At 69.1% G+C, this 23,062-nt stretch carries 21 protein-coding genes; 11 read left to right on the top strand and 10 right to left on the bottom strand.

The genetic code is table 11. The features are described from left to right. The first annotated feature begins 86 nt into the window (after window positions 1–86). Window positions 87–1,364 carry a UDP-N-acetylglucosamine 1-carboxyvinyltransferase gene (gene murA, locus E7T09_RS19575; RefSeq protein WP_136390894.1) on the top strand — a complete coding sequence of 426 codons (1,278 nt, stop codon included), beginning with the start codon at window positions 87–89 and terminating at the stop codon, window positions 1,362–1,364. 60 nt (window positions 1,365–1,424) lie between these two features. Here the strand turns inward: murA and E7T09_RS19570 are convergent, their stop codons facing one another. The 3 genes from E7T09_RS19570 to ald form a co-directional block, all read right to left on the bottom strand. Next, the gene (locus E7T09_RS19570) at window positions 1,425–2,318 is read right to left on the bottom strand and encodes an aldo/keto reductase (RefSeq protein WP_136390893.1); all 894 of its coding nucleotides are present in this window, start codon (window positions 2,316–2,318) and stop codon (window positions 1,425–1,427) included. Window positions 2,319–2,434: 116 nt separating this feature from the next. Next, window positions 2,435–4,255, bottom strand: a complete 1,821-nt coding sequence (locus E7T09_RS19565; protein WP_136390892.1) for an ABC transporter ATP-binding protein — start codon at window positions 4,253–4,255, stop codon at window positions 2,435–2,437. 60 nt (window positions 4,256–4,315) lie between these two features. Then, window positions 4,316–5,422 carry an alanine dehydrogenase gene (ald, locus tag E7T09_RS19560; protein WP_136390891.1) on the bottom strand — a complete coding sequence of 369 codons (1,107 nt, stop codon included), beginning with the start codon at window positions 5,420–5,422 and terminating at the stop codon, window positions 4,316–4,318. A 160-nt stretch (window positions 5,423–5,582) separates the two neighbouring features. Between ald and E7T09_RS19555 the strand changes: the two genes are divergently transcribed. From E7T09_RS19555 to E7T09_RS19540, 4 genes are all read left to right on the top strand, one after another. Next, window positions 5,583–6,053 carry an Lrp/AsnC family transcriptional regulator gene (locus E7T09_RS19555; RefSeq protein WP_136390890.1) on the top strand — a complete coding sequence of 157 codons (471 nt, stop codon included), beginning with the start codon at window positions 5,583–5,585 and terminating at the stop codon, window positions 6,051–6,053. 39 nt (window positions 6,054–6,092) lie between these two features. Beyond that, window positions 6,093–6,767: a peptidylprolyl isomerase gene (locus E7T09_RS19550; protein WP_136390889.1), complete on the top strand. Its 675-nt coding sequence runs from the start codon at window positions 6,093–6,095 to the stop codon at window positions 6,765–6,767. A gap of 106 nt (window positions 6,768–6,873) precedes the next feature. Further along, window positions 6,874–7,557 (top strand): phosphatidylserine decarboxylase, encoded by a 684-nt coding sequence (locus E7T09_RS19545; RefSeq protein ID WP_136390888.1) that lies wholly within the window; start codon window positions 6,874–6,876, stop codon window positions 7,555–7,557. A gap of 91 nt (window positions 7,558–7,648) precedes the next feature. Beyond that, window positions 7,649–8,575 carry a hypothetical protein gene (locus E7T09_RS19540; protein WP_136390887.1) on the top strand — a complete coding sequence of 309 codons (927 nt, stop codon included), beginning with the start codon at window positions 7,649–7,651 and terminating at the stop codon, window positions 8,573–8,575. Between the two features lie 96 nt (window positions 8,576–8,671). On the opposite strand, the gene E7T09_RS19535 is transcribed toward E7T09_RS19540, so the two are convergent. Then, complete coding sequence (locus E7T09_RS19535) at window positions 8,672–9,151, bottom strand: Hsp20/alpha crystallin family protein (RefSeq protein WP_168734952.1); 480 nt, start codon at window positions 9,149–9,151, stop codon at window positions 8,672–8,674. 321 nt (window positions 9,152–9,472) lie between these two features. On the opposite strand from E7T09_RS19535, the gene pyrR reads away from it, so the two are divergent. Genes pyrR through E7T09_RS19520 form a run of 3 tightly spaced genes read left to right on the top strand, consistent with a single transcriptional unit; the run spans window position 9,473 to window position 12,237 of the window. Continuing rightward, window positions 9,473–10,021 (top strand): bifunctional pyr operon transcriptional regulator/uracil phosphoribosyltransferase PyrR, encoded by a 549-nt coding sequence (pyrR, locus tag E7T09_RS19530; RefSeq protein WP_136390885.1) that lies wholly within the window; start codon window positions 9,473–9,475, stop codon window positions 10,019–10,021. Then, window positions 10,018–10,962 (top strand): aspartate carbamoyltransferase catalytic subunit, encoded by a 945-nt coding sequence (locus E7T09_RS19525; protein WP_136390884.1) that lies wholly within the window; start codon window positions 10,018–10,020, stop codon window positions 10,960–10,962. The genes pyrR and E7T09_RS19525 overlap by 4 nt, the downstream gene beginning before the upstream one ends. A 9-nt stretch (window positions 10,963–10,971) precedes the next feature. Next, window positions 10,972–12,237: a dihydroorotase gene (locus E7T09_RS19520; RefSeq protein ID WP_136390883.1), complete on the top strand. Its 1,266-nt coding sequence runs from the start codon at window positions 10,972–10,974 to the stop codon at window positions 12,235–12,237. Between the two features lie 27 nt (window positions 12,238–12,264). On the opposite strand, the gene E7T09_RS19515 is transcribed toward E7T09_RS19520, so the two are convergent. The 5 genes from E7T09_RS19515 to E7T09_RS19495 form a co-directional block, all read right to left on the bottom strand. Further along, window positions 12,265–13,068 carry an alpha/beta fold hydrolase gene (locus tag E7T09_RS19515; RefSeq protein WP_136390882.1) on the bottom strand — a complete coding sequence of 268 codons (804 nt, stop codon included), beginning with the start codon at window positions 13,066–13,068 and terminating at the stop codon, window positions 12,265–12,267. Window positions 13,069–13,123: 55 nt separating this feature from the next. Then, a complete protein-coding gene (locus E7T09_RS19510) occupies window positions 13,124–13,642 on the bottom strand; it encodes a DinB family protein (protein WP_136390881.1) in 519 nt (172 codons plus the stop codon). Window positions 13,643–13,685: 43 nt separating this feature from the next. Then, a complete protein-coding gene (locus E7T09_RS19505) occupies window positions 13,686–14,396 on the bottom strand; it encodes a hypothetical protein (protein ID WP_136390880.1) in 711 nt (236 codons plus the stop codon). 101 nt (window positions 14,397–14,497) lie between these two features. After that, the gene (locus E7T09_RS19500; RefSeq protein WP_136390879.1) at window positions 14,498–15,742 is read right to left on the bottom strand and encodes a nitrate/nitrite transporter; all 1,245 of its coding nucleotides are present in this window, start codon (window positions 15,740–15,742) and stop codon (window positions 14,498–14,500) included. A 91-nt stretch (window positions 15,743–15,833) separates the two neighbouring features. Continuing rightward, window positions 15,834–17,939: a molybdopterin oxidoreductase family protein gene (locus E7T09_RS19495; RefSeq protein WP_136390878.1), complete on the bottom strand. Its 2,106-nt coding sequence runs from the start codon at window positions 17,937–17,939 to the stop codon at window positions 15,834–15,836. Window positions 17,940–18,162: 223 nt separating this feature from the next. Between E7T09_RS19495 and nirB the strand changes: the two genes are divergently transcribed. From nirB to E7T09_RS19480, 3 genes are all read left to right on the top strand, one after another. Continuing rightward, window positions 18,163–20,724 carry a nitrite reductase large subunit NirB gene (gene nirB / locus E7T09_RS19490; RefSeq protein ID WP_136390877.1) on the top strand — a complete coding sequence of 854 codons (2,562 nt, stop codon included), beginning with the start codon at window positions 18,163–18,165 and terminating at the stop codon, window positions 20,722–20,724. A 103-nt stretch (window positions 20,725–20,827) separates the two neighbouring features. Further along, window positions 20,828–21,202 (top strand): nitrite reductase small subunit NirD, encoded by a 375-nt coding sequence (gene nirD, locus E7T09_RS19485; protein ID WP_136390876.1) that lies wholly within the window; start codon window positions 20,828–20,830, stop codon window positions 21,200–21,202. Then, window positions 21,181–22,017 carry a uroporphyrinogen-III synthase gene (locus E7T09_RS19480; RefSeq protein ID WP_136390875.1) on the top strand — a complete coding sequence of 279 codons (837 nt, stop codon included), beginning with the start codon at window positions 21,181–21,183 and terminating at the stop codon, window positions 22,015–22,017. Before nirD ends, E7T09_RS19480 begins: the two co-directional genes overlap by 22 nt. A gap of 156 nt (window positions 22,018–22,173) precedes the next feature. On the opposite strand, the gene E7T09_RS19475 is transcribed toward E7T09_RS19480, so the two are convergent. Continuing rightward, window positions 22,174–23,001 (bottom strand): DUF72 domain-containing protein, encoded by an 828-nt coding sequence (locus tag E7T09_RS19475; RefSeq protein ID WP_136390874.1) that lies wholly within the window; start codon window positions 22,999–23,001, stop codon window positions 22,174–22,176. Between the last annotated feature and the right edge of the window lie 61 nt (window positions 23,002–23,062).

The raw sequence follows: 23,062 nt of genomic DNA, 5'->3' as shown, positions 1-23,062 counted from the left end.
CATCATGTGTAACATGCACCTGCACTCTGGTGCGTGTCTTCCCCCAGCTTCCCTGCGGCCCGCTGGCCGCTGACCAAAGGACATCCATGCAACTGACCCCACTGCACATCAAGGGAGGCCGCCCGCTCACGGGAACGGTCGCCGCGCAACACAGCAAGAACGCGGCCCTGCCGGTCATCGTCGCCAGCCTCCTGAGCAGTGAGAAGGTCGTTCTTCACGGCATCCCCCGTCTGTCGGACGTCTACACCATCCTGGATCTGATGCAGCATCTGGGCACGCAGCACGTCTGGGTGGGCGACAACAGCCTGGAACTGTACACCCCCGAGATCCTGAACACCGACGCGCCCTACGCGCTGGTCAGCAAGATGCGGGCCTCCTTCATCGTGCTGGGGGCCATCCTGGCCCGCGCCGGGCAGGCCACCGTGTCCATGCCCGGCGGCTGCGCGTGGGGTCCCCGTCCCGTGGATCAGCACGTCAAGGCCCTGCGCGCCCTGGGCGCCGAGATCACCGAGGACGGCGGCAACTTCGACGCGCGCCGCAGCGCCGCCCTGAGCGGCACCTTCGCCTTCGAGCTGCTCACCGTGGGCGGTACCCACAATGCCATCCTGGCGAGCGTGCTGGGCGACGGCGTGGTCACGCTGGAGAACGCCAGCATCGACACGGACGTCGTGGACATGATCGAGTTCCTGAACAGCCTGGGCGCCGACATCCAGGGCGCCGGGACGAACACCCTGGTCATCCGGGGTGTCAGCGCCCTGCGCGGCGGGTCGTACAGGGTCATCCCGGATCGCATCGAGGCCGGCACGTTCATGATCATGGCCGCCGCTACCCGCAGCCGCGTGACCCTCACGAACATCCGCCCGGATCACCTGCGCGCCGTGAGCGCCAAACTGCAGGAGATGGGCGTGGACGTGCAGGAGCACGACTCCAGCATCGTCGTCGATGCCCGCGACCGCGACCTGCATCCGGTGAACATCACCACGCAGAGCTTTCCCGGCTTTCCCACGGACCTGCAACCCCAGATGAGCGCCCTGCTCACCACGGTGCCCGGCACCAGCGTGGTGCAGGATCCCGTGTACCCGGATCGTCTGACGCACGTGGCCGAACTGCACCGCATGGGCGCGAACATCACCGTGAGCGGCTACACGCAGGTGATCCAGGGCGCAAAACTGCACTCCGCGCCCGTGAAGGCCGCAGACCTGCGCGCCGGTGCCGCCCTGATCATCGGCGCGCTGACCGCCGACGGCGAGACCGTCATCGACGGTGTGCAGTACCTGAACCGGGGCTACGAGCGCCTCAGTGAGCGCCTGCGCGGCCTTGGCGTGGATGTCCAGCAGCCCGAGTTAGCACTCGCGATGGACTGAACAGACAGCTTGCTGAGCGCCCGCCCCGGACTGGAGGCGGGCGCCTGCTGTGCGGCCTGCCTACACTTCCCCGGCCCAGCCCTTGCCGTGCTCGTCCCACGCGGCCTGGATGTGCGTGAGGACATCGAGCGGCAGCGGGCCGCGTTGCACGAGTTCGATGTTGCGTTCGAGGTTGTCCACGCTGGCCGTGCCGACGATGGCGCTGTGCACGCCGGGCGTGTAGGCGCTGAACCGCAGCGCGAACTCGTCCCAGTCGAGGCCGGCACCCTGGCGGACGGCATCCAGATCGAGGCGACCCAGGCGTTCCCAGTAGGTCTCGGCGTACTGACCGGTGGGGCGCTGGGCGTACTGCCACGCCGCGTTGGCGATGGGCCGCTTGGCGATCACCCCCAGACCGGCTTCGCGGGCCAGCGGCAGGATGTACTGCGCGCTCCACTGATCGGCCAGGTTCACGCTGGTCTCGACACTGCCGAACCGGCCGGACGTGACGGCGTACTTCAGCGCCTCGTTCTCGCCGCTGTAGGCGGCCACGCGGATCAGGCCGCCCTCGCGGGCATCGTCCAGCGCGGCCAGCAACTCGCCCTGGTGCAGCACCTCCAGCGGGCAGGAGTGCAGGTGGAAGATGTCGATCCAGTCCACGCGCAGGCGCTTCAGGGCCTGTTCGATGCCCAGGCGGATGGCGGCGGGCGTCCAGTCGGTGGCTCCGTCGGCTCCGTACCCGCCCTTGCTGCTGAGGATGAAATCGTCGCGCCGCCACGAGAGGTGCCGGCCGATCCGCTCCTCGCTGAGACCGTAGCCGCGCGCCGTATCGACCAGGGTCACGCCGGAGTCCAGCGCCCGGTTCATCAGGGTGCCGGCCAGGTCCTCGCTGTGCCGGGCGTCCCCGATCTGCCCGGCACCCAGCCCGAGAATGCTGACCTTCAGTCCCGTGCTTCCAAACTCGCGTTGCTCCATGCTGGCATTGTGCCGCATGGCGTCAGGCCGGATTCATCGGCTTTCCGGCAAGTCTGGGCAAGGCCAGTCCGCGTTCTCTCTCGACATCCGGCGCTGTCTCCGGCCGGGGGAAGGACTCAGACCAGTTCCGTGCGGCCTTCCTGCTGCGCGCGGAACTGCAACTCGTACAGGTCGCGGTACAGGCCACCGGCGGCGATCAGCTGCGCGTGCGGGCCGTCCTCGACGATCTTCCCAGCATCGAGCACGATGATCCGGTCGGCGTTCCGGATGGTGCTGAGCCGGTGCGCGATGACGAAGGTCGTGCGGCCCTGCATCAGGCGATCCAGCGCGGTCTGCACCAGCGCCTCGGATTCATTGTCCAGGGCGCTGGTCGCCTCGTCGAGGATCAGGATGCGGGGGTCTTTCAGGATCGCGCGGGCGATGGCGACCCGCTGGCGCTGCCCCCCCGACAACTTCACGCCGCGCTCGCCGACCACCGTGTCGTAGCCGGCCTGGAGCGCGGTCACGAACTCGTGGACGTTCGCGGCGCGGGCGGCCGCCTCGACCTCGGCGGGAGTGGCTTCGGGGCGGCCGTACAGGATGTTCTCGCGCACCGTGCCGGAGAACAGCAGCGTTTCCTGCGGTACCAGCCCCACCTGGGCGCGCAGGTCGTGCAGGGCGTAAGTGCGCACGTCCTGGCCGTCGATCAGCAGCGTGCCCCCGGTCACGTCCCAGAAGCGTGGGATCAGGTTGACCAGCGTGGTCTTCCCTGCCCCGCTGGGGCCGACCAGCGCCACGACCTGTCCGGCGGGCACCTCCAGGTCGATGCCGCGCAGCACGGCGGCCGTGCCGTACTCGAAGGTCACGGCCTGGAAGGTCACGTGGCCCTCGGCGCGGGACAGCGGGACAGGAACGGCGACTTCGGGCAGGTCACTGCGTTCGTCGAGCAGTTCGAAAATGCGGCTGGACGCGCCCAGCGCCTCCTGGAACTGGTTGAAGATGCCGGTCAGCTGCGCGACCGTGCCGCCCACCTGCAGGGCGTAGAACAGGAACGTGACGAGGTTGCCCGGCGAGAGCAGGCCCGCCATGACCTGCCGCCCGCCGTACCACAGCACCAGGGCCAGCGACGAGAAGGTCAGGAAGCTCATGATGCCGGACATGAACGCCTGGAGCCGGGCGCGTTTCAGGGCCGCGAGGAAGCTGGCCCGAACCCCCTCGCCATAGCGGCCGCGTTCGACGTTCTCGGCGGTGAAGCTCTGCACGACGCGCACGCCGCTGATGGCCTCCTCGGCGCTGGCGTTCGCCTGGGCCACGGCGTCCTGCACGGTGCGGCTGACGGTTCGGATGCGCCGCCCGACGGTCACGGCCGTGCCGATCACCAGCGGAATGATGACCAGCGTGAGCAGGCTCAGGCGCGGACTGGTCGTGACCAGCAGGATCAGCGCTCCCACCAGCGTCACGCTCTGCGCCGCGAGCTGGGCCAGGGCGTTGCTCGTCACGCCCTGCACGGTGCCCACGTCGGCGGTCAGGCGGCTGGTCAGGTCACCGGTCTTGTGCTCCCCGAAGAAGCGCGGCGAGAGCGTGAGCAGATGCGAGAACACCGCCCGGCGCAGGTCCGCGACCACGCCCGCCCCGACCCGCGCGAGCAGGTACGACTGGGCGGCCCCGAACAGGGAGGACAGCGCGAACACGCCCAGCAGCAGCAGCACTGTGCGGTCGAGCGGCCCGGTGTCCCCGCCGCCGACTTTCAGGAACGACGCGTCAATGAGCGTGCCGAACAGTTTCGGGAAGATCAGGTTCAGGCCGCTCGACAGCAGCGTGGCGGCCACGCCCAGCACGAACAGCAGGCGGTACGGGCGCGCGTAGGCCAGGAGCCGCGCCAGTTGCCGCGGATCGCGCTTCACGGGCGCCCCGCCCTGCCTGGAGGAACCGCCGAGGGGACGTGGACGGGAGAACATGCTCCGAGGGTACGCCGCGCGGAACCGGGCAGGGGTCCGGACTGTCGACCGGGGGTGGCCTTACGCCAGCGCGGCCAACGGCTCCACGTAGTCCAGGCCGAAGGCGTCGGCGACGCCCTGGTAGGTGAGCTTGCCGTGGTGGGTGTTGAGCCCCAGCTTGAGCGCGGCGTTCTTCCCGAGCGCCTTGCGGCCGTGGTCGGCGAGCAGCAGGGCATACGGTAGGGTCTGGTTGGTCAGCGCGAAGGTGCTGGTGCGCGGCACGGCGCCGGGCATGTTCGCCACGCCGTAGTGGATGACGCCGTCCACGAGGTACGTGGGATCGTCGTGGGTGGTGGGGTGGATGGTTTCCACGCAGCCGCCCTGATCCACGGCAACGTCCACGATCACGCTGCCCTCGGGCATCAGGGGCAGCATGTCGCGCGTGACGAGATGGGGGGCCTTCGCACCGGGGATCAGCACCGCGCCGATCAGCAGGTCGGTGTCCGGCAGCAGGGCACGGATGTTCGCCTCGCTGCTCATCATGGTCGTCAGCCGGCCGAAGAACACGTCGTCCAGGTACGCCAGGCGGCGCTGCGACACGTCGAGGATGGTGACCTTGGCGCCCAGGCCCATGGCGATCTTCGCGGCGTTCGTGCCCACCACGCCGCCCCCGATGATGGTGATGTGCCCGGGCTGCACGCCGGGAACCCCGCCGAGCAGCACGCCGCGCCCGCCGACGGGCTTCTGCAGGTGGTACGCACCGGCCTGCACGCTCAGGCGGCCCGCGACCTCGCTCATGGGAGTCAGCAGCGGGAGGCTGCCGTCCTCGACCTGCACGGTCTCGTAGGCGACCCCGGTCGTGCCGGAAGCCAGCAGCGCGTCGGTCAGCGAGCGGTCGGCGGCCAGGTGCAGGTACGTGAACAGCAGGAGGTCGTCCCGCAGGTAGGGGTACTCGCTCGCGATGGGTTCCTTGACCTTCACCACCATGTCGGCGGCCCAGGCGTCGGCGGCGCTGCCGAGCGTGGCGCCGGCCTGCACGTACTCGCTGTCGGCGATGCCGCTGCCCACACCCGCCCCCTGCTCCACGGTGACGCTGTGCCCGCGTCGGACGAGCGTCCCGACGCCGCCGGGCGTGAGGGCGACGCGGTTTTCCTTGACCTTGATTTCCTTCGGGAGTCCGATCTGCATACTCTGACCTCGCGGGGCCGTGACCCGTCCGGGGCGGCCGATGGTGCTGAATGTGGCGCAATGCTAGCAGGATCAGGATCGCCTGCGATTGCCGTGAGGTGCCCACCACGAGGGCATCCGGGCAATGCCGTTGCGTCCTTATGCCATCATGGTTGCAATCATGTCTCAGGAAGCCCTCGATGCCATTGACCGCCAGATCCTGGGCATCCTCCAGCAGGACGCCCGCAAGCCCAACACCGAACTCGCCGACGAGATTGGCCTGACGCCCGCCCCCACGCTGCGGCGCGTGCGGCGGCTGGAGGAGGAGGGCATCATCCAGCGCTACGTGGCGCTGCTCGACCCGAAGAAGGTGGGCCGAGAACTGATGGTGCTGGTGCGCGTGACGCTGGACAAGCAGACCAAGGCAGGCTTCGAGGACTTCGCCGGTCAGATGCAGGCCCGGCCCGAGGTACTGGAATGTTTCCTGTGCCTGGGCGACATCGACTACCTGCTCAAGGTCTGCGTGCCGGATCTGGACGCCTACCAGCATTTCCTGGTGAACACCCTGGCGGCCATTCCCGGCGTGCGCAACACGGCGAGCACCATCGTGGTCAAGCAGGAGAAGTACACGACCAGCCTGCCGCTGGAGTAGTCCGCCCGGCCCTCATCTGGTCGGGCAATACTGCGGCCGATGAAGCGCTCCCTGCTCCTGATGGCCGTGCTCAGCAGCTCCGCCACCGCACAGACCACTCCTGCCACTCCCGCTCCAGCCCCGGCCTTCACGCCAGTGCCCGCCATGTCGCCCACGCCCGTGCGGAGCTTCAAGGAACCCGCCTGGGTGATCGACCCGGCGAAGACCTACCGCGCAGTGCTCATTACCGGCGAGGGCGACGTGACGGTCGAACTGGCGGCCAGGGCGGCACCGAAGGCCGTGAACAATTTCGTGTTCCTGGCGCTGAACCATTTCTACGACGGCACGCGCTTCCACCGCGTGATCGACGGCTTCATGGCGCAGGGCGGCGATCCCCTGAGCGCCGATCCCGCCCTGAAGTCCCGCTGGGGCACGGGCGGCCCCGGATACGGCTTCTACGTGGAGTTTGACCAGGGGCTGACTTTCAGTGCCGCCGGAATGCTGGCCATGGCCCGCTCGCAGAGCCTGTACTCGCAGGGCAGCCAGTTCTTCATCACGCTGGCCCCTGCCGACTTCCTGAGCGGGAAGTACACGGTGTTCGGGCGGGTCGTGGACGGGCAGGACATTCTGGCGAAGCTGACGCGCACGGCAAGGAATGGCACGGCGGGCGAGACACCCATTCCGGGCGCAGTCCCGGACATGCTCAGGGCCGTGCAGATCCTCGTTTCCCCCTGATCACCGGCGGGGCGGCGCTTAATGGTTCGTCCATGAACCCGCGTTCCGGTGCGGGCGTGTGGCGTTCTGGCGGATGAGGGACATGAGCGCGCCCTAGACTGCGCCCATGCGCTTGCGCCGTCTTCTTCCCGTGGCCGCGGCCGGACTGGCCGCCGTGTACCTCCGCAAGGTGCACCGCTTCCGCGACCCCGTGCGGGTTCTGAGCGCTCCGGCGCATGACGTGGTCAGCCCGGCCGACGGCGTCGTGTGCTTCGTGCGGCGCGTGACCGGTGGGGCCGTCGAGGCTGGCCCGGACGGCCGGTCGATGCAGGTGGACGCGCTCCTCGGCATGGACAGCGCGGACGGCTGGCTCCTGGGCATCGCCCTCGGCCCGCTGGACGTGCATTACACGTACCAGCCGGTGTCGGGCACGATCATGGCCGTGACCCACCAGGGCTCGGACAGGAATGTCCGGCTCCTGAATCCGCTGGCGAGGGCAGGTCTGCTGGCCAGTCGCCCGGCCGACCTGCTGGCCCATCCGGGCATCCTGACGAACGAGCGCCTGAGCATCAGCATGCAGGCAGAGGCGGGCCCCGTGACGGTAACCGTGATCGCGGCTGGCCGGGCGCTGGACGCCATGCCGTACGTGAAGGAAGGTGACCGGGCCCGCGCCGGGTACAAGCTGGCGTTCCTGCCTCATGGCGGGCTGGTGGTGGTGCACCTGCCGGCGTCCCTGACGCCACTGGCCGCCGTCGGGGATCACGTGACGGGCATGCAGACCGTGATCGCGCGCCCCGACTCCCGACCCTGACACCCGGCGCACCTCCGGCCCACCCAACCCGTCCGGCACGACACTTCCGTTCCGGGCGGCGCGCTATGGTGCCTACCCGAGGAGCCCTGCCGTGACCGAACCCCACCCGCACCGGGAACACACGCCCGAGCGCAGCCTTGAACGCCTGAGCGCCGACCGGAAGGTACGGGCGGTGGCGCAGGCCGGCAGTTACGGCACAGACTTCGCGTGGGTGGGGTCGCAACCGACCTTCGTGGTCTTCGAGCGCGACATCCTGTCCCCCCGCAGCGAGACGCGGGCCGGTATCACCGTAGAACGCTACCCGTACCCGAAGCTGGAGGAGTGGCGCGACTGGGACGCCGCGAGAGCCGAGGCACCCCTGGCCACGCTGGCGACCAGTCGCGTGGCCTACGATCCGACCGGACACTATGGCCGGATCCAGCGGATGCTGTGGACGCTGAGTGGATCGCAACTGGCCGCGCACCGGGAGGAACTGCTGAGCACGGCGGGCTCGCGCCTGGACGCCGCCCGGCGGGCGTACACCGGTCCCGGTCACGGTGTGCAGGAGCAGCTCCTGGCGTTGGCCGACGCGCGCGAGATCGCGCTGACGCTGCTGTACCCGGCGCTGCTCACGCGGCTGCACCTATGGCCGGAGTTCGAGATCCGCCTGCCGCACGCGTGGCGCGCCTCGGCGGGCCTGACGTTCCCGAAGGCCGTGTACCGCCTGGAAGCGCTGTACGCGTTCGGCGGCGAGACCGAAGCCCGCCGCGTGCTGCTGGCCACTCGCGGCCTGGGGCTGCTGGAGCAGGAACGCCGGGCCCGCACCGCCTTCCAGGCCGGGTATTACGACGGCGCGGTGCGGTACCTGCGCGACGAGACGGCCCGGACACACCGGGCGGACTTGCACGCCTGGACGCACCTGACCAGCGCCCGGCGCGAGAAGCTGGGCACGCTTCTGGGCGTGAGCCGCGCGCCCCTCGGCCCGGCCGCGCTGGAACTGGCCGGGGAGCTGCTGGATGCGGTACGCGACGGCAGCTGACACGATGGGGCGGAACCCTGGTCTTTCTCACGGATGCCTACACCCAGACCACAAAAACGGCCGGGGCACGTATACCCCGGCCGTCCTGAAGATTGTTTACGCCTGCTGGGATGAACCGGAGGTCGTGTTCGCGCTGGCGTCCACGGTCTTGGGCGCGGTGAGCTGACCGCCGCTGCGGACTGTGACGGCGCGCTTCTGCGAGGCCTCGCTGCGGGGCACCTTGATGGTCAGGGTTCCGTGGTCGAAATCGGCCTCCACCTTGGTCAGGTCGTACTTGGCGGGCACGCTGAAGGTGCGGGCCAGGGTGCCGTAGGCGCGCTCCACACGGTGCGCGGTGCGGCCCTCGGTGCGGGCGTACTTGCGTTCCGCCTGCACGGTCAGGGTGTTGTTCTCGGCCTCGATCTGGATGGCGTCCGGCTGGACACCGGGCAGGTCGAGGGTCAATTCCAGGCCGGACTCGTCCTCGTGCACGTCGACGGGTGGGGCGAGACGGACGCTGCCGCTGCCCTGGCCAATGGCGCGATCCATGCGCTGGGTGAGTTCCTCGATTTCACGGAAGGGATCAAAACGCATCATTGAAGTACCTCCTGGCGGGTGGGGTGAAGGAGCGCAGGTCATTCAGAGTGGGGATCTGAGTGCCCCGCGCTCAACGTCCGACATCCTAAAACCTGAGTGCCATCGTGTCAAGTTTAGTGCGCCTTTAACCACGCGTCCTGGCCCAGCCCGGCCTCTGCTACACTCCCGGAGGTCTGGGGCAAGCTTGCCCTGCCTTTTTCCCAGCGATCCCGTGAGGTCGCACCCGCCCCGTGAGGCCGGAGAAGGAGTCAAGAATGTGGAATCTACCCATGTGCCGTCAGCCTGCGCTGAGCGGCGTTTTTTCTGTTGCCGGAGGCCGCGGTGCCCGCTAAGGCCACCATTCTCAGCGCCGACGAGATCCGGCGCGGCCTGACGCGCATCGCGCACGAGATCGTCGAGCGCAACAGGGGCGCAGAGGACCTGGCCATCATCGGCGTGCACACACGCGGCATTCCTCTCGCCGCGCGGCTCGCCTCCAAGCTGAGCGAACTGGAAGGCGTCGAGATTCCCACCGGGATGCTCGACATCACCCTGTACCGAGACGACCTCTCGGAGGTGGCCCACCAGCCGATCATCCGCGAGACCCACGTGCCCTTCGACATCGCCCGGCGGCGCGTGGTGCTGGTGGACGACGTGCTGTACACCGGCCGCACCGTGCGTGCCGCGCTCGACGCCCTGATCGACCTCGGGCGGCCCCTGGGCATTCAACTGGCCGTGCTGATCGACCGGGGCCACCGCGAACTGCCCATCCGCGCGGACTACGTGGGCAAGAATCTGCCGACCGCGAAAAGTGAACTGGTGAAGGTCAAGTTGCAGGAAACCGACGGCGTGGACATCGTGGAACTCTGGGATCTGGAGGACGTGAAGTGACGGCCACCGCGACGAAACAGGTTCGGCCCCGCCACCTGCTCGACTTCCAGGACTGGAGCCCGGAGCGCCTGACCGCCATTCTCGACAATGCCGACACCATGCTCCAGGTGCTCGACCGGCCCGTGAAGAAGGTGCCGGCGCTCCAGGGCCTGACCATCTGCACCGCGTTCTTCGAGAACAGCACACGCACGCGCACCAGCTTCGAACTGGCCGCGCGCCGCATGAGCGCCGACGTGATGACCTTCGCCGCCGGGGCCAGCAGTGTCAGCAAGGGCGAGAGCCTGCGCGACACCATCGAGGTGCTGACGCAGTACCGGGTGGATGCCTACATCGTCCGGCACCACGCTTCGGGCGCCGCGCATCTGGTGCACCAGTACAGCGGCAAGCCCGTCATCAACGCCGGCGACGGCCGCCGCGCCCACCCCACCCAGGCCCTGCTCGACGCGTACACCGTCCGGCAGGAATTCGACTCGCTGGACGGCAAGACCGTCGCCATCATCGGGGACATCCGGCACAGCCGGGTCGCGCGCAGCAACGCCGAACTGCTGCCCAAACTGGGCGCGAAGGTCGTCCTGTGCGGCCCCGCCACCCTGCTGCCCGCCGATCTGGCGGGATTGCCGGGCGTCACGCTGACCACGGACCCCGTGCAGGCGGTGCGGGGCGCCCACGCCGTCATGGCGCTGCGGCTCCAGCAGGAACGCATGAGCGGCGGCTACCTGGGCAGTCTGCAGGAGTACGCCGACACCTATCAGGTGAACGAGGCGCTGATGCAGCACGCCGAGAGCGGCGCGATCGTCCTGCACCCCGGCCCCATGAACCGCGACGTGGAGATCAGCGCGGACGCTGCCGACGGCCCGCGCAGCCGCATCCTGAAGCAGGTCGAGAACGGCCAGGCCATCCGCATGAGCGTCCTGTACCACCTGCTGGTGGGCCGAGACTAAAGGACTTCCATGACCATCACCATCACGAACATGAAGCGCATCGGCTCGGAGGAGTTGACCTCCGTGACCGTCGAGAACGGACTGATCAAGGGCTGGAACCTCGCGGAAGAAGGCGAGGTCATCGACGGCCAGGGCGGCACGGTCGCGCCTGCCCTGATCGAACTCCACGCGCACCTGCGCGAGCCGGGGCAGACGCAGAAGGAGGATCTCGCGTCGGGCCTCGCGGCGGCGGCGGCGGGCGGGTACGGCACGGTCGTGTGCATGCCGAACACGTCCCCGGTGATCGACGATCCGGCCATCGTGCGCAGCCTGCTGGAGAAGGCGGGCACGCTGGGCTTCGCGAGGTTGAAACCGGCGGCGGCCCTGACGCGCGGGCAGCAGGGCGAGGCGCTGGCCGAACTGACGTATCTGAAGCAGGCGGGCGCGGTCATGTTCACGGACGACGGCCGCACCAATGAGAACGCCCGCGTGCTGCGATTGGGCCTGGAGACGGCCGCGAGCCTGGGAATGGTCGTGTCGGTGCACGCGGAGGACGCCTCGCTGCGCGCAGACGGCGTGATGAACGAGGGCGCAGTGTCCGAGGCGCTCGGCGTGCCCGGCAACCCGGCGGCGGCCGAGGCGGCGCGCGTGGCGCGGGACATCGAGATCGTGGCGGGCCTCGCCGCGCAGGGTCGCCCGGTGCGTCTGCACGTACAGCACCTCAGCACGGCCCGCGCGCTCGATCTGGTGCGCGACGCGAAGAAGCGTGGCCTGGGGGTAAGCTGCGAGGTCTGCCCGCACCACCTGACCCTGACCGACGAGGCGCTGCGCGGCTTCGACGCGATCTACAAGGTCGCGCCGCCCCTGCGCACGCAGGCCGACGCGGACTTTCTGCTGGAAGGGCTGCGGGACGGCTCCGTGGACTGCCTCGCCACGGATCACGCGCCGCACACCCGCGCGGAGAAGGAACGCGACCTGCTGGACGCGCCGAGCGGCATCGCCTACATCGAACTGGCGTTTCCGCTGATGTACACGCGCTTCGGCGGCACGCTGGGGCTGGAGAAGATCGTGGAGCTGCTGACCGCTGCGCCCGCCCGCGTGATGGGCTGGCCCGAGCCGACGCTGGAGGCCGGTGCCCCCGCCGACCTCGTCGTGTTCGATCTGAAGACGGAGCGCGAGGTCAGGCCCGCCGAGTTCAAAAGCAAGGCGAAGTTCACCCCCTGGGCCGGGGAGACCCTGACGGGCTGGCCGGTGCTGACGGTCGTGGACGGGAAGGTCGCGTACCGGCGGGACTGACCCTCTCCCCGGCTCCGGCCCTTGCCCTTAGGCGGTGGGGGCCGGTTCCTGTTGCAGAAAGTCGCGGATCACCTCAAACAGCCGCTCGGGTTCCTCCAGGCCGGGCAGGTGGCCGCTGCGTTCCAGCACCACCATCCGCGCGTGCGGAACCAGGCGGGCGATCACATCGCCTTCCTCCGGCGCATTCAGGGGATCGTGCCTGCCGCTGATGACCAGCGTGTCGGCCGTGACGTTCGGTAGGGCCGGCCGGAAGTCGAAGCCCTCCAGGGCTCGGTTCGCCGCTTGGAACTGCTCGGGCGTGAGGGTCAGGCCCAGGGCGAGATCGCGCTGGGCCCCCTGTTCACGCAGGGCGCGGATGTCGGGCGGCGTGGTCGGCGCGAACATCCGGTCACCGATGAACGCCAGCACCTCGTCGTTCGACTTGCCTTCCAGCTCGGCGGCGTGCTGCCCGATCAGGCGGGCGACCGAGGACGTCGTGCCACTGGCCTTCGGGACGACCAGCACCAGCTTCAAGATGCGCTGCGGCGCGCGGGTCGCCACCCCCTGGGCGATGTAGCTGCCCATGGACGTGCCCATCAGATCGGCCGTGTCCAGGCCCAGCGCGTCCAACACGCCCAGCACGTCCGAGACATGGTCGGCCAGCGTGTACGCCGGGGGTCGGGCGGAGCGGCCATGGCCCCGGCTGTCCACGGCGATCACGCGCCGGAGGGTGCTCAGGCGCTCGATCTCGGGCCGCATGGACTCGATGTTTGCGCTCAGGCCGTGCAGCATGAGCAGGGGTCGCCCCTGACCGTGCTCCTCCACGTGGATGTCGGTGCCGTTCACGTTCATACGTGGAAGATAGGGCCTGGACGGTTCCGCCACTATCGAGCCTGAACCTGCCGCCTCAGCGCATGGTCAGGAACACCAGATCCAATGAGGGCGGCTCGTAGCCCAGCATGCGGATCATCTGCACGATCTGGGCGGTGTGCCGCACCTCGTGCTGCATGACGTGCCACATCACCTCATCCGCCGAGACGGTCTCCGGGCGGTCGTCCAGCGCCGGAATCCGGCGGTTCTCGGCCACCACGGCCATCAGGTCGGGCCAACGCCGCAGCGTGTCGGCCTCCACCGCCTCCCAGTAGGCCAGGAGATGTTCTAGGGTCTCGTTTTCGCGGTGCCAGTACTCATCGGCCGACCTGGGGTCGGTCAGGAACCCTGGCATGATGAACGGCTGGCCGAGCATGTCACCCCGGAACCAGCCGTCCTCGACCACCGCGATGTGCGCAACGAGATCCTTGATGCAGCGCGCCCCTTCGGTCGGCACGACAGGTTTCGACAGGGCCTCGTCGGGCAGCTCTCTCAGGGTCGTCCACAGCAAGCGGCGGGCCCGGGTCAGATAGGCGTAGAACGCGTCGGTCTGCATGGGTCGAGGGTACGGCGCATTGCCGTCAGCGTGTGACGGGAATCTACTTGCCGCCCAGCGTCAGTTTCGTGAAGTCGGCGGCGGTGTAGTCGCGCACCTCCGGGCCATAGCCCCGGTCATACACGAGCTGTACGGTCTGGGTGGCCGCGTAGGTCTCCGGTTTCAGAGGCTCATTGAAGCGGAACACGCTGAAGCCCCGCCAGCGGCACACATTGTCCTGGCACTCGCGTGTCCACAGCGCCTGATCCACCTTCGCGGCAGCGTCACGCAGGCTCTCGATGCGGGTCAATTCCTTGCCGTCCCGGTCGAGCAGGCGCAGCGCAGCCGTCCGTGTCAGGGCGTCTTTCAGGGCCACGAGTTCGCCCTGGATGTACACCAGCGTCACGGCCAGATACCGGCCGACCTTGACCGTCGTGCCGTCGTGGGCGGCATTCCCGCACATGTTGGCCACCGATGCGAGCGGCAACTGAATGATGATGCGGCTGACCACTCCGGCGGGCACCTTCACCTCTGGCGGGCTGTTGCGGTCGTCGATCAGGCGGCGGCCCAGGCGGGCGGCATCGCTCTGATCGCCACCGACATACTTCTGCCCGGCGGGGGTGGGGTGCGCTTTCTCGTATGCGGTGGCGGCGTCGCAGGCCTGCTGCTTGGCGTCCAGGGTGGGCTGGAGCAGGTCGGCCCAGGTGGACGTGGCCGTGGTCTGGGCGGAGGCAATGCCGAGGATCAGCGCGGTCAGGGCGAGGAGACGCTTCATCTCGCTCCGTTCTAGCAGGCATTGGGAAACAGCGCCGCTCAACCCAGCACGAGCCGGGAAGAGCTGTCACGCGCTCTCCCCGGTGGCCGGATGACGCTGGATCAGGCGGGTGTGGCGAAGGTCGGCTGCCGTCCGAGCACCTTCAGCCGCAGCATGTTGGCGACGAAGATCACGCCGGTGCCCAGGGTCAGGATGAACAGGGTGATGAACGCCGACTGCGCGCCCAGGGTGGGCTTCAGGGCTGCGAAGATCAGCGGGAGGAAGAAGCCGCCCAGGCCGCCGAGCAGACCGACGAGGCCGCCGACGACGCCCATCTGGCCAGGGTTCCAGCGGGCGACCAGGGTGTAGGTGCTGGCCTTGCCGACGCCCATTCCCACGCCGACGACGGTGGTGAGCAGCATGAAGGTCGTGAGGGGCAGGTCGCGCATCAGCGGGAGCAGACCCACCAGCATGACCGCGAAGGCGGCGATGGTCACCGAGCGCGGCCCGAAGCGGTCACTGAGGTAGCCGCCCAGGGGACGCAGCAGGCTGGCGGGGAAGATGAACAGCGCCGTCATGAGGCCGGCGCGGGCCAGGGTGATGTCGTAGTGGTCGACGTAGTACTTGGGCAGGAAGAGGCTGTAGGCGACGTACGCGCCGAAGAACACCACGTAGTACAGCCCGAAGCGCCACACCTGCGCTCCGCCCAGCGGGCGCAGCCAGTCGGCCAGGGTGCGGCCACTCGGCTGGGCCTGGTCGGCGGGCGTGAAGCGGGCGACGGCGGCGGCGCACAGCAGCAGGAGCACGGTGAACACGAAGGGCACGAAGTGCCAGCCACCGGGAATGAGCAGGCCGACGGGTACCAGTGTGATCAGCAGCGGGGCCAGCAGTTTGGTGATGCTCGCGCCCGCATTCCCCGCCCCGAAGGTGCCCAGGGCGAGGCCCAGGCGGGCGGTGGGCACCCACTGCGCGATCCAGGCGTTCCCGATGGCGAAGCTCACGCCCGCGAGGCCGACGCCGAGGGCCAGGGCGAGCAGCATGGTGTACCCGCTGGCGAACGACAGGGCCAGGGCGAAGGCGGCCGTGAGCAGGAGGTTGACGATGAAGACCTTCCTGCCGCCGTAACGGTCGGCCCAGATCCCGGCCGGGAGGCGCAGCAGCGACCCGGTCAACACGGGAATGGCGGTCAGGAGCGTGAACTGCGCGTCGTTCAGGCCGAGTTCCTTGCGGATGGGCAGGCCCACGATGGCGAACATGACCCACACGGCGAACATCAGCGTGAAGCCCAGCGTGGCGAGGGTCACGACCCGGCGGGCGTCGGGGCTCAGGGGCGTGGCGGGCGCGAAGGACGAGGGGGCAGTGGTCATGGATTCCTCCTGATGGGAGCGGACTTGGGGCGGCATGAGGTTCTGCATTCAGCGGTGGGGCAGGGCGAGACAGGTCGGAGCGCGCGAGGAGTCATGTGGCGGCCACCTCACCGGGCCGGACGGTGTGGAGCGGAACACCCGCGACCGAGTGGGCGGGCAGCAGCGTCACGGCCGTGCCCTTGAACGCGGGCATGTGCGAGTGTGGGTCGAGTGTGTACGGGTCGGTCAGCAGGTTCGCCGCCAACGGCCAGTGGAAGGGCAGGAACACGGTGTCCGGACGGATGGCAGGACTGATCGTGACGGGGAGCGTGGCCGCGCCGTGCAGGGTGCGCAGGGTCACGTGGTCGCCGGGGCGCAGGCCGTGGTCGCGGGCCGTGTCCGGGTGGATCTGCGCCGTGTTCTCGGCCTTCAGAGCAGGGTTCCGGCGGGTCTGGGTGCCGCTCTGGTACTGGTTGCCGAGCCGTCCGGTGGTCAGCGTGAGCTGTCTGGGCGGAGCGGGGAGCGGGAACACGGGCACGTGCAGGGTGGCCAGGCCATCGGCCGTGGGGTGTGTCGGCGCGTAGGCGTGCGGCGTGTCGGGGCCCGTCGCGCTGCGAACCGGCCACTGGGCGGTCGCGCGGTCGAGGCGTTCGGCGCTCAGACCGCTGTAGTCGGCCTTGCCCCCCTTCGTGGCGCGGAAGAATTCATCCTGAAGGTCGCGGAAGGTGGCGTACGTGAACCCCTGGGGGCGCCCCACGGCGGCGGCCAGGTCGCACAGGATGCGCCAGTCCTCGCGGGCCGCGCCAGGCGCGACGATCGCCTTGCGGCGGCGCTGCACCCGGCCTTCCAGGTTGGTGGTGGTGCCCTCTTCCTCGCACCACATGCTGCCGGGCAGCACCAGCGTGGCAAGTCGAGCGGTCTCGCTGGGCAGGAAGTCGATCACGATCAGGTGCTTCAGCGCCCGCAGGTTCTCCGTGACCTGTCCGGCCCCGGCGGCGCTCACCACGGGGTTGCTGCCCAGGACGATCAGCGCCTCGATCTCCCGCCCGCAGGCGTTCAGCAGGTTCTGAGCGGAGTGTCCGGGCTGCGGCAGGTCGGCCTCCTCGACATCCCACAGGGCCGCCATCTCGGCGCGGTGGCGGGGGTCACGCAGGCTACGCGCACCGGGCAGCTGGTCGTTCTTCTGACCGTGTTCGCGGCCACCCTGGCCGTTGCCCTGGCCAGTCAGGGTGCCGTAGCCACCGCCGGGTTTTCCGAAGTGCCCGGTCAGGTAGGCGAGGTTCAACCATGCCTGCACGGTGTCGGTGCCGTGTGCGTGCTGCTCCGCGCCGCGGCCGGTCAGGATCAGGGGTTTGGTCGCGTCGGCGTAACGGCGGGCCAGGGTGAGCAGGTCGGCCTCTGGAAGGCCGCACTCGTGGGCCACGCGGGCAGGCGGGTAGTCGTCGGCCTGGGCGAGCACTTCGGGCAGGCCGTGGGCGGGCGCGGTGGGGCGAACCTTGCCCCACAGTTTCATCAGGTGGAGCAGGCCCAGGGCGAGCACGCCGTCGGTGCCCACGCGCGGCGCGAGGTGCTGACCGGCCACCTTGGCCGTGGTGGTGGCGCGCGGGTCGATGGCGTAGATGATCCCGCCGCGATCCTTGGCGGCCTTGAGATACTGCATGATCGGCGGCAGCGTCTCGGCGATGTTCGCGCCGACCAGCAGGATCAGGTCACTGCTGCCCATGTCCGCCAGCGGAAAGCCCAGGCCCCGGTCGTAGCCCACTGTGCGGTTCAGTGCCGCCGAGGCGCTGGCCATGCAGTACCGGCCGTTGTAGTCGATGTTCGCGGTCTTCAGGGCCACGCGGGCGAACTTGCCCAGCAGGTAGGTCTTCTCGTTGGTGAGGCTGCCGCTGCCGAAGACGCCCACTGCGTCCGGGCGCGTGGCGAGCAGCGGGGTCAGGGCGTCACGGACGTAGGCCAGGGCTTCTGGCCAGCCCACGGGCACCAGGTCGCCGTTCTTGCGCAGCAGCGGCTGGGTCAGGCGATCCGGGTGGCGCACGTCGCTGAGCGCGGCCAGTCCCTTCTTGCAGACGGTGCCGTGGGCGACGGGACAGTCCTTGGTGGGCATGAGCTTGACGGGCAGGCCGCGTTCGACGTGCAGGTCGAAGGTGCACTGGACGGCGCAGTAGGGGCAGGTGGTGCGGACGATGCGCGCGTCGGGAGAAGTGGGCGCAGTCATGGGGCCACCTTGCCGGGGGCCGCCGACAAAGTCAAGGTCAAATCTGCGGATTGTCATGATTTTAGTTCACGACCTGCGTCACAGGTCTAGGCTAGGCAATTTTGAGAGCATTTTTCCCCCCACATGTTCATTTTTCCTTGACAAATTGCACGAAATCGTTCTCAATGGGCGGCAGGGGCAGGCCACACCTGCACACCCACTCCAGCGGCACCAGGAGAACGGCATGACTTACCCCCGCATTCCTACGGCCCCCCACGTGGTCATCATCGGCAACGGCATGGTCGGCCACCGGCTGGTCGACCAGTTGCGTGCCCAGGCCGACGCCCCCGAGCTTCAGATCACCGTGATCAGCGAGGAATCCCGTCTCGCCTACGACCGCGTGCACCTCAGCAGCCACTTCGATGATCCCCGCCCCGATCTGTCCCTCGCCACCGAGGACAGCTACGCCGAGCAGGGCGTGACGGTCGTGTACGGCCGGGCCGAACGCGTCGACCTGACCGGCCGGACCGTGACCGTCGGAACGCGCACCCTGGACTACGACGCGCTGGTGTTCGCCACCGGCTCCTTTCCCTTCGTGCCGCCCGTGCCCGGCCGGGATGCACGCGGCGTGTTCGTGTACCGCACCCTGGACGACCTGGACGCCATCCGGGCGGCCGCCACGCAGTCACAGACCGGCGTGGTCATCGGCGGGGGCCTGCTCGGCCTGGAAGCCGCCGGAGCCCTCCAGAAGCTCGGCCTGAGCACGCACGTCGTGGAATTTGCCCCGCACCTGATGCCCGCGCAGCTCGACCCGGAGGGCGGCGCGACCCTGAAACGCACCATCGAGGGCATGGGGATCAGCGTGCACCTCGGCAAGTCCACCACGGAACTGACGGCGGACGCGGCCGGACGCCTCTCCGGCCTGAATTTTGCGGATGGCACGCGTTTGGAAACAGACTTGCTGGTCTTTTCGGCGGGGATCCGCCCGCGCGACGATCTGGCCCGCGCGAGCGGCCTGACGGTGGGTGAGCGCGGCGGGATCGCCATTGACGACACCGGCCGCACCAGCGACCCGCACGTGTACGCGGTGGGCGAATGCGCGCTGCATGGGGGCCGCATCTATGGACTCGTGGCCCCCGGCTACCAGATGGCCAAGGTCACGGCCGTGAACGTCCTGCGGGATCTGGGCGTGCTGGCAGGCGAGCCTCTGCATTTCAGGGGCGCCGACCTGAGCACCAAGCTCAAGCTCCTGGGCGTGGAGGTCGGTTCCTTCGGCGACGCGAAGGGCGTGACGCCGGACTCCCGCACCGTCAGCCTCAGCGACAACGTGCGCGGCACTTACAGCAAACTGGTGCTCTCGGCCGATGGCACGACGGTGCTGGGCGGCCTGCTGGTGGGCGACACCGCCGCCCGCTACGGCGACCTGCTCGACCTGACGCTGTCCGGCACGACCCTGACCGTGCCCCCCGAGACGCTGATCGTGCCCCCGGTGCCGGGCGGCGCGGCCCTGGGTGCCAGCGCCGACTCGCTGATCTGCTCGTGTGAGAACGTCCGCTCCAGCGCGATCTGCGCGGCCATCGAGGACGGATCGCGGGACGTGGCGAGCCTCAAGAAATGCACCGGGGCCGGTACCGGCTGCGGCGGCTGCGTGCCCAGCCTGCATGGCCTGCTCCAGACCGAACTGCGCCGCCTGGGCGAGGTGGTCACCAACCATCTGTGCGAGCACTACGCATACTCCCGCCAGGAGCTGTTCGACCTGATCCGCGTGAAGGGGCACACGACCTGGGACGACGTGCTGTCGGCACACGGCGCCGGTCTGGGCTGCGAGATCTGTAAGCCCGCCGTGGCCTCGATCCTGGCAAGCCTGCACAACGAACTGATCGTGAAGCCCACGCACGCGCCCCTGCAGGACACCAACGACGCGTTCCTGGCGAACATCCAGAAGAACGGCACGTACTCGGTCATGCCGCGCGTGCCCGGCGGCGAGATCACGGCCGACGGCCTGATCGCCATCGGGGAAGTCGCCCGGAAGTTCGGGCTGTACTGCAAGATCACCGGCGGGCAGCGCATCGACCTGCTCGGCGCGCACCGCGACGACCTGCCCGCCATCTGGGAAGACCTGATCGCGGCGGGCTTCGAGAGCGGACATGCCTACGGCAAGAGCCTGCGCACGGTCAAGAGCTGTGTGGGCAGTACGTGGTGCCGCTACGGCGTGCAGGACAGCACCAGCCTGGCCGTGCGGCTGGAACTGCGGTACCGGGGCCTGCGCAGCCCGCACAAGCTCAAGAGCGGCGTCTCGGGCTGCACCCGCGAGTGCGCCGAGGCGCGCAGCAAGGACTTCGGCATCATCGCCACCGAGAAGGGCTGGAACGTGTACGTCGGCGGGAATGGCGGCGTGACCCCCAAGCACGCCGTGCTGCTGGCCGAGGGCGTGAGCGAGGACGACGTCATCACGCTGCTCGACCGGTACCTGATGTTCTATGTCCGCACCGCTGACCGCCTCCAGCGCACCAGCACCTGGCTGGAGAACCTGGACGGCGGCCTGGAGTACCTGAAGTCCGTGATCATCGACGACCGCCTGGGCCTGTGTGCAGAACTGGAGGCCGAGATGGCACGTCACATCGGCAGCTACCAGGACGAGTGGGCGGCCGCCGTCAATGACCCCAGCATCCGCGCGCGCTTCCGAACCTTCGTGAACTCCGATGCCCGCGACGACGGCATCCAGTGGGTGGACGAACGTGGCCAGATCCGTCCCGCTTTCCTGCACGAACTCGTGCCGCTGCCCATGGCGGGCGGCGACGACTGAACGCCGTGAGGGCCTGCACCCACGGCCGGCTGGCCGAGCGACAACGTCCCTGCCGCGATCCCGGCCCGCTCTTTCCGCCCATTCCTGCCTCAAGGAGCTCCGCATGACCCTGTCCCTGACTCCTCCCCCCACCGCCACGCCCCTGCACTGGGTGCAGGTGTGCGCCCTGCGCGACATCCTGCCCGGCCTAGGCGTCTGCGCCCTGATCGACGGCCAGCAGGTGGCCCTATTCCACGTGGCCGGCCAGGTGTACGCCGTTGGCAACCGCGATCCCTTCACCGGCGCGAACGTGATCTCGCGCGGCCTGACCGGCAGTTACAGCCGAGGGGGCCAGACGCGGCTGAAGGTCGCCTCCCCCCTGCTGAAAAACGCCTTCGACCTCGAAACCGGCGAGTCCCTGGACGACGCGGGCACGTCGCTCCCCACCTACCCCGTGCGGGTGGAAGGAGGTGAGGTATGGATTGGTTCGGCGGTCTGAAAGTCCTGAGTCTGGAATCCCGCCGCTCCGAGGAGATGGCCACCCTGATCGAGAAGTACGGCGGCCGCGCGGTCGTCGCGCCCAGCATGCGCGAGCAGAAGCTCGATCTGACGCAGGCCCTGGCCGCGTTCGAGCGTGACCTGCGCGGCGGCCTGATCCACGCGCTGGCATGCATGACCGGCGTGGGCACGCGGCTGTTCCTGCGGGAACTCGCCGCCCGCGATCCCGCCCTGCTGGAACTCCTGAAGGACGTGCCGCTGGTTGCGCGCGGCAGCAAACCCCTGACGGCGCTCAAGGAATTCGGGCTGACCGGCCTGAATGTGCCCCGCCCGCACACCTGGCAGGAGGTCATGGAGGCCCTGAGCGCACGCCTCGAGCGCGGGCAGCATGCCGTGATCCTGGAGTACGGGGAGGCCACCCCGGTCGCCATGCTGCGGGAACTCGGCTACGTGGGCATCCGCGTGACCTCGGTGCCCGTGTACCGCTGCGCCTTCCCGCTGGACACCGCGCCCCTGGCCCAGGCCGTGCGCGACGTGGTGCTGGGCGGCCCCGACGTCCTACTGCTCTCCAGCGGCACCCAGATCCTGCACTTCCTGAAGTACGCCGAGAAGATGAACCTCCTCGACGAGACGCGCGCCGCCCTGAACCGCCTGGTGCTGGTGAGCATCGGCCCGGCCTGTTCGGAGGCCGCCGCCGACCTGGGCCTGCGCATCGACCTGGAGGCCAATCCGCACAAGATGGGCATCCTGGTGCGCACGGCCGCCGAGCACGCGCCGGGCATCATTGCCGAGCGAACGCTGCGCAAGACCGGCTGAGTCCATCCTGATCGGGATCGGAGCGGCTGCCGGGATGCACCGCTCCTCCCCGTGACGCCACAACCGGCCGCGCCGCCTGAACCCCCAGGCGCGGCCGGTGTTTCCTGCCGCCTGCCTGAGCGCACCGGCCTCCGGAGCACATAGGCTCCCGCCCCGCTACAGCAGGCGCCCGTCGTCGCCGGGATCGGGGGTCTGTACCGGCACGCCACGCGCGTTCAGGGCGTCGCGGAGCATGGGGATGTTCTTCAGCGCGTGGCCCTTGGTGGTGTTCTCGAAGAACACGTACAGCTCGCTCAGGTCGTCGTTCACGACTGCGATCTTCTCGGCCCACTCGTCCATCTCGGCGCGGGTGTAGCGGTAGTCGTGGCGTTCGGCGGCGCTCGTGCCCTCCCACCAGCTGCCGGCGTTGCGGCCGTGGAGTCTCAAGTACCCCACGTCGCCGGTCACATGCACCTGCGGTTCGGGCATGCCGCCCACGGGCGGGTAATCGGGGCTGACCCAGATCAGGCCGTACTCGCCCATGCCGTCCCGGACTTCGGGCTTGTCCCAGCCGGCGTGCCGCAGTTCCACCGCCAGTTCATGCCCGGCGAAGCGTTCAGCGAGGGTCAGCAGGTACTTGCGGTTCTCGGCGGTCCGGTGGAACGAATACGGGAACTGCGCCAGGTAGGGGCCCATCAGACCGGCCTCGCGCAGGGGCTCGGGGCTCTGGAGCATGCGGTCGAAATCCGCGTCGGTGGGGGCGCGATCGTGCGTGAAGGCCTTGTTCAGCTTCACCGCAAAGCGGGTGCGCCCCGCGCTCTTGCGGGCCATGCCCTCGAAGGCCTTCAGACCGGGGATGGCGTAGAAGGAGCTGTTGAGTTCCACGGCGTCGAAGTGCCGGGCGTAGGTGTCGAGGTACTCGCCAGACTTCACGCCCTCGTAGATCAGGCTGGGCGCGGCCCAGTCCTCGTTGCTGTAGCCACCGCAGCCGATGTACACGCGCATGCCCACAGCTTACGGGAGGCGGCCCCCCGTGCCCGGAGGCATGAAGGGCCGCGCAAGGGCC

Source organism: Deinococcus sp. KSM4-11 (assembly GCF_004801415.1).
Classification (GTDB): Bacteria; Deinococcota; Deinococci; order Deinococcales; family Deinococcaceae; genus Deinococcus.
The sequence above is the reverse complement of the archived record's forward strand: the minus strand, read 5'-3'. Positions and strand labels throughout refer to the sequence as shown.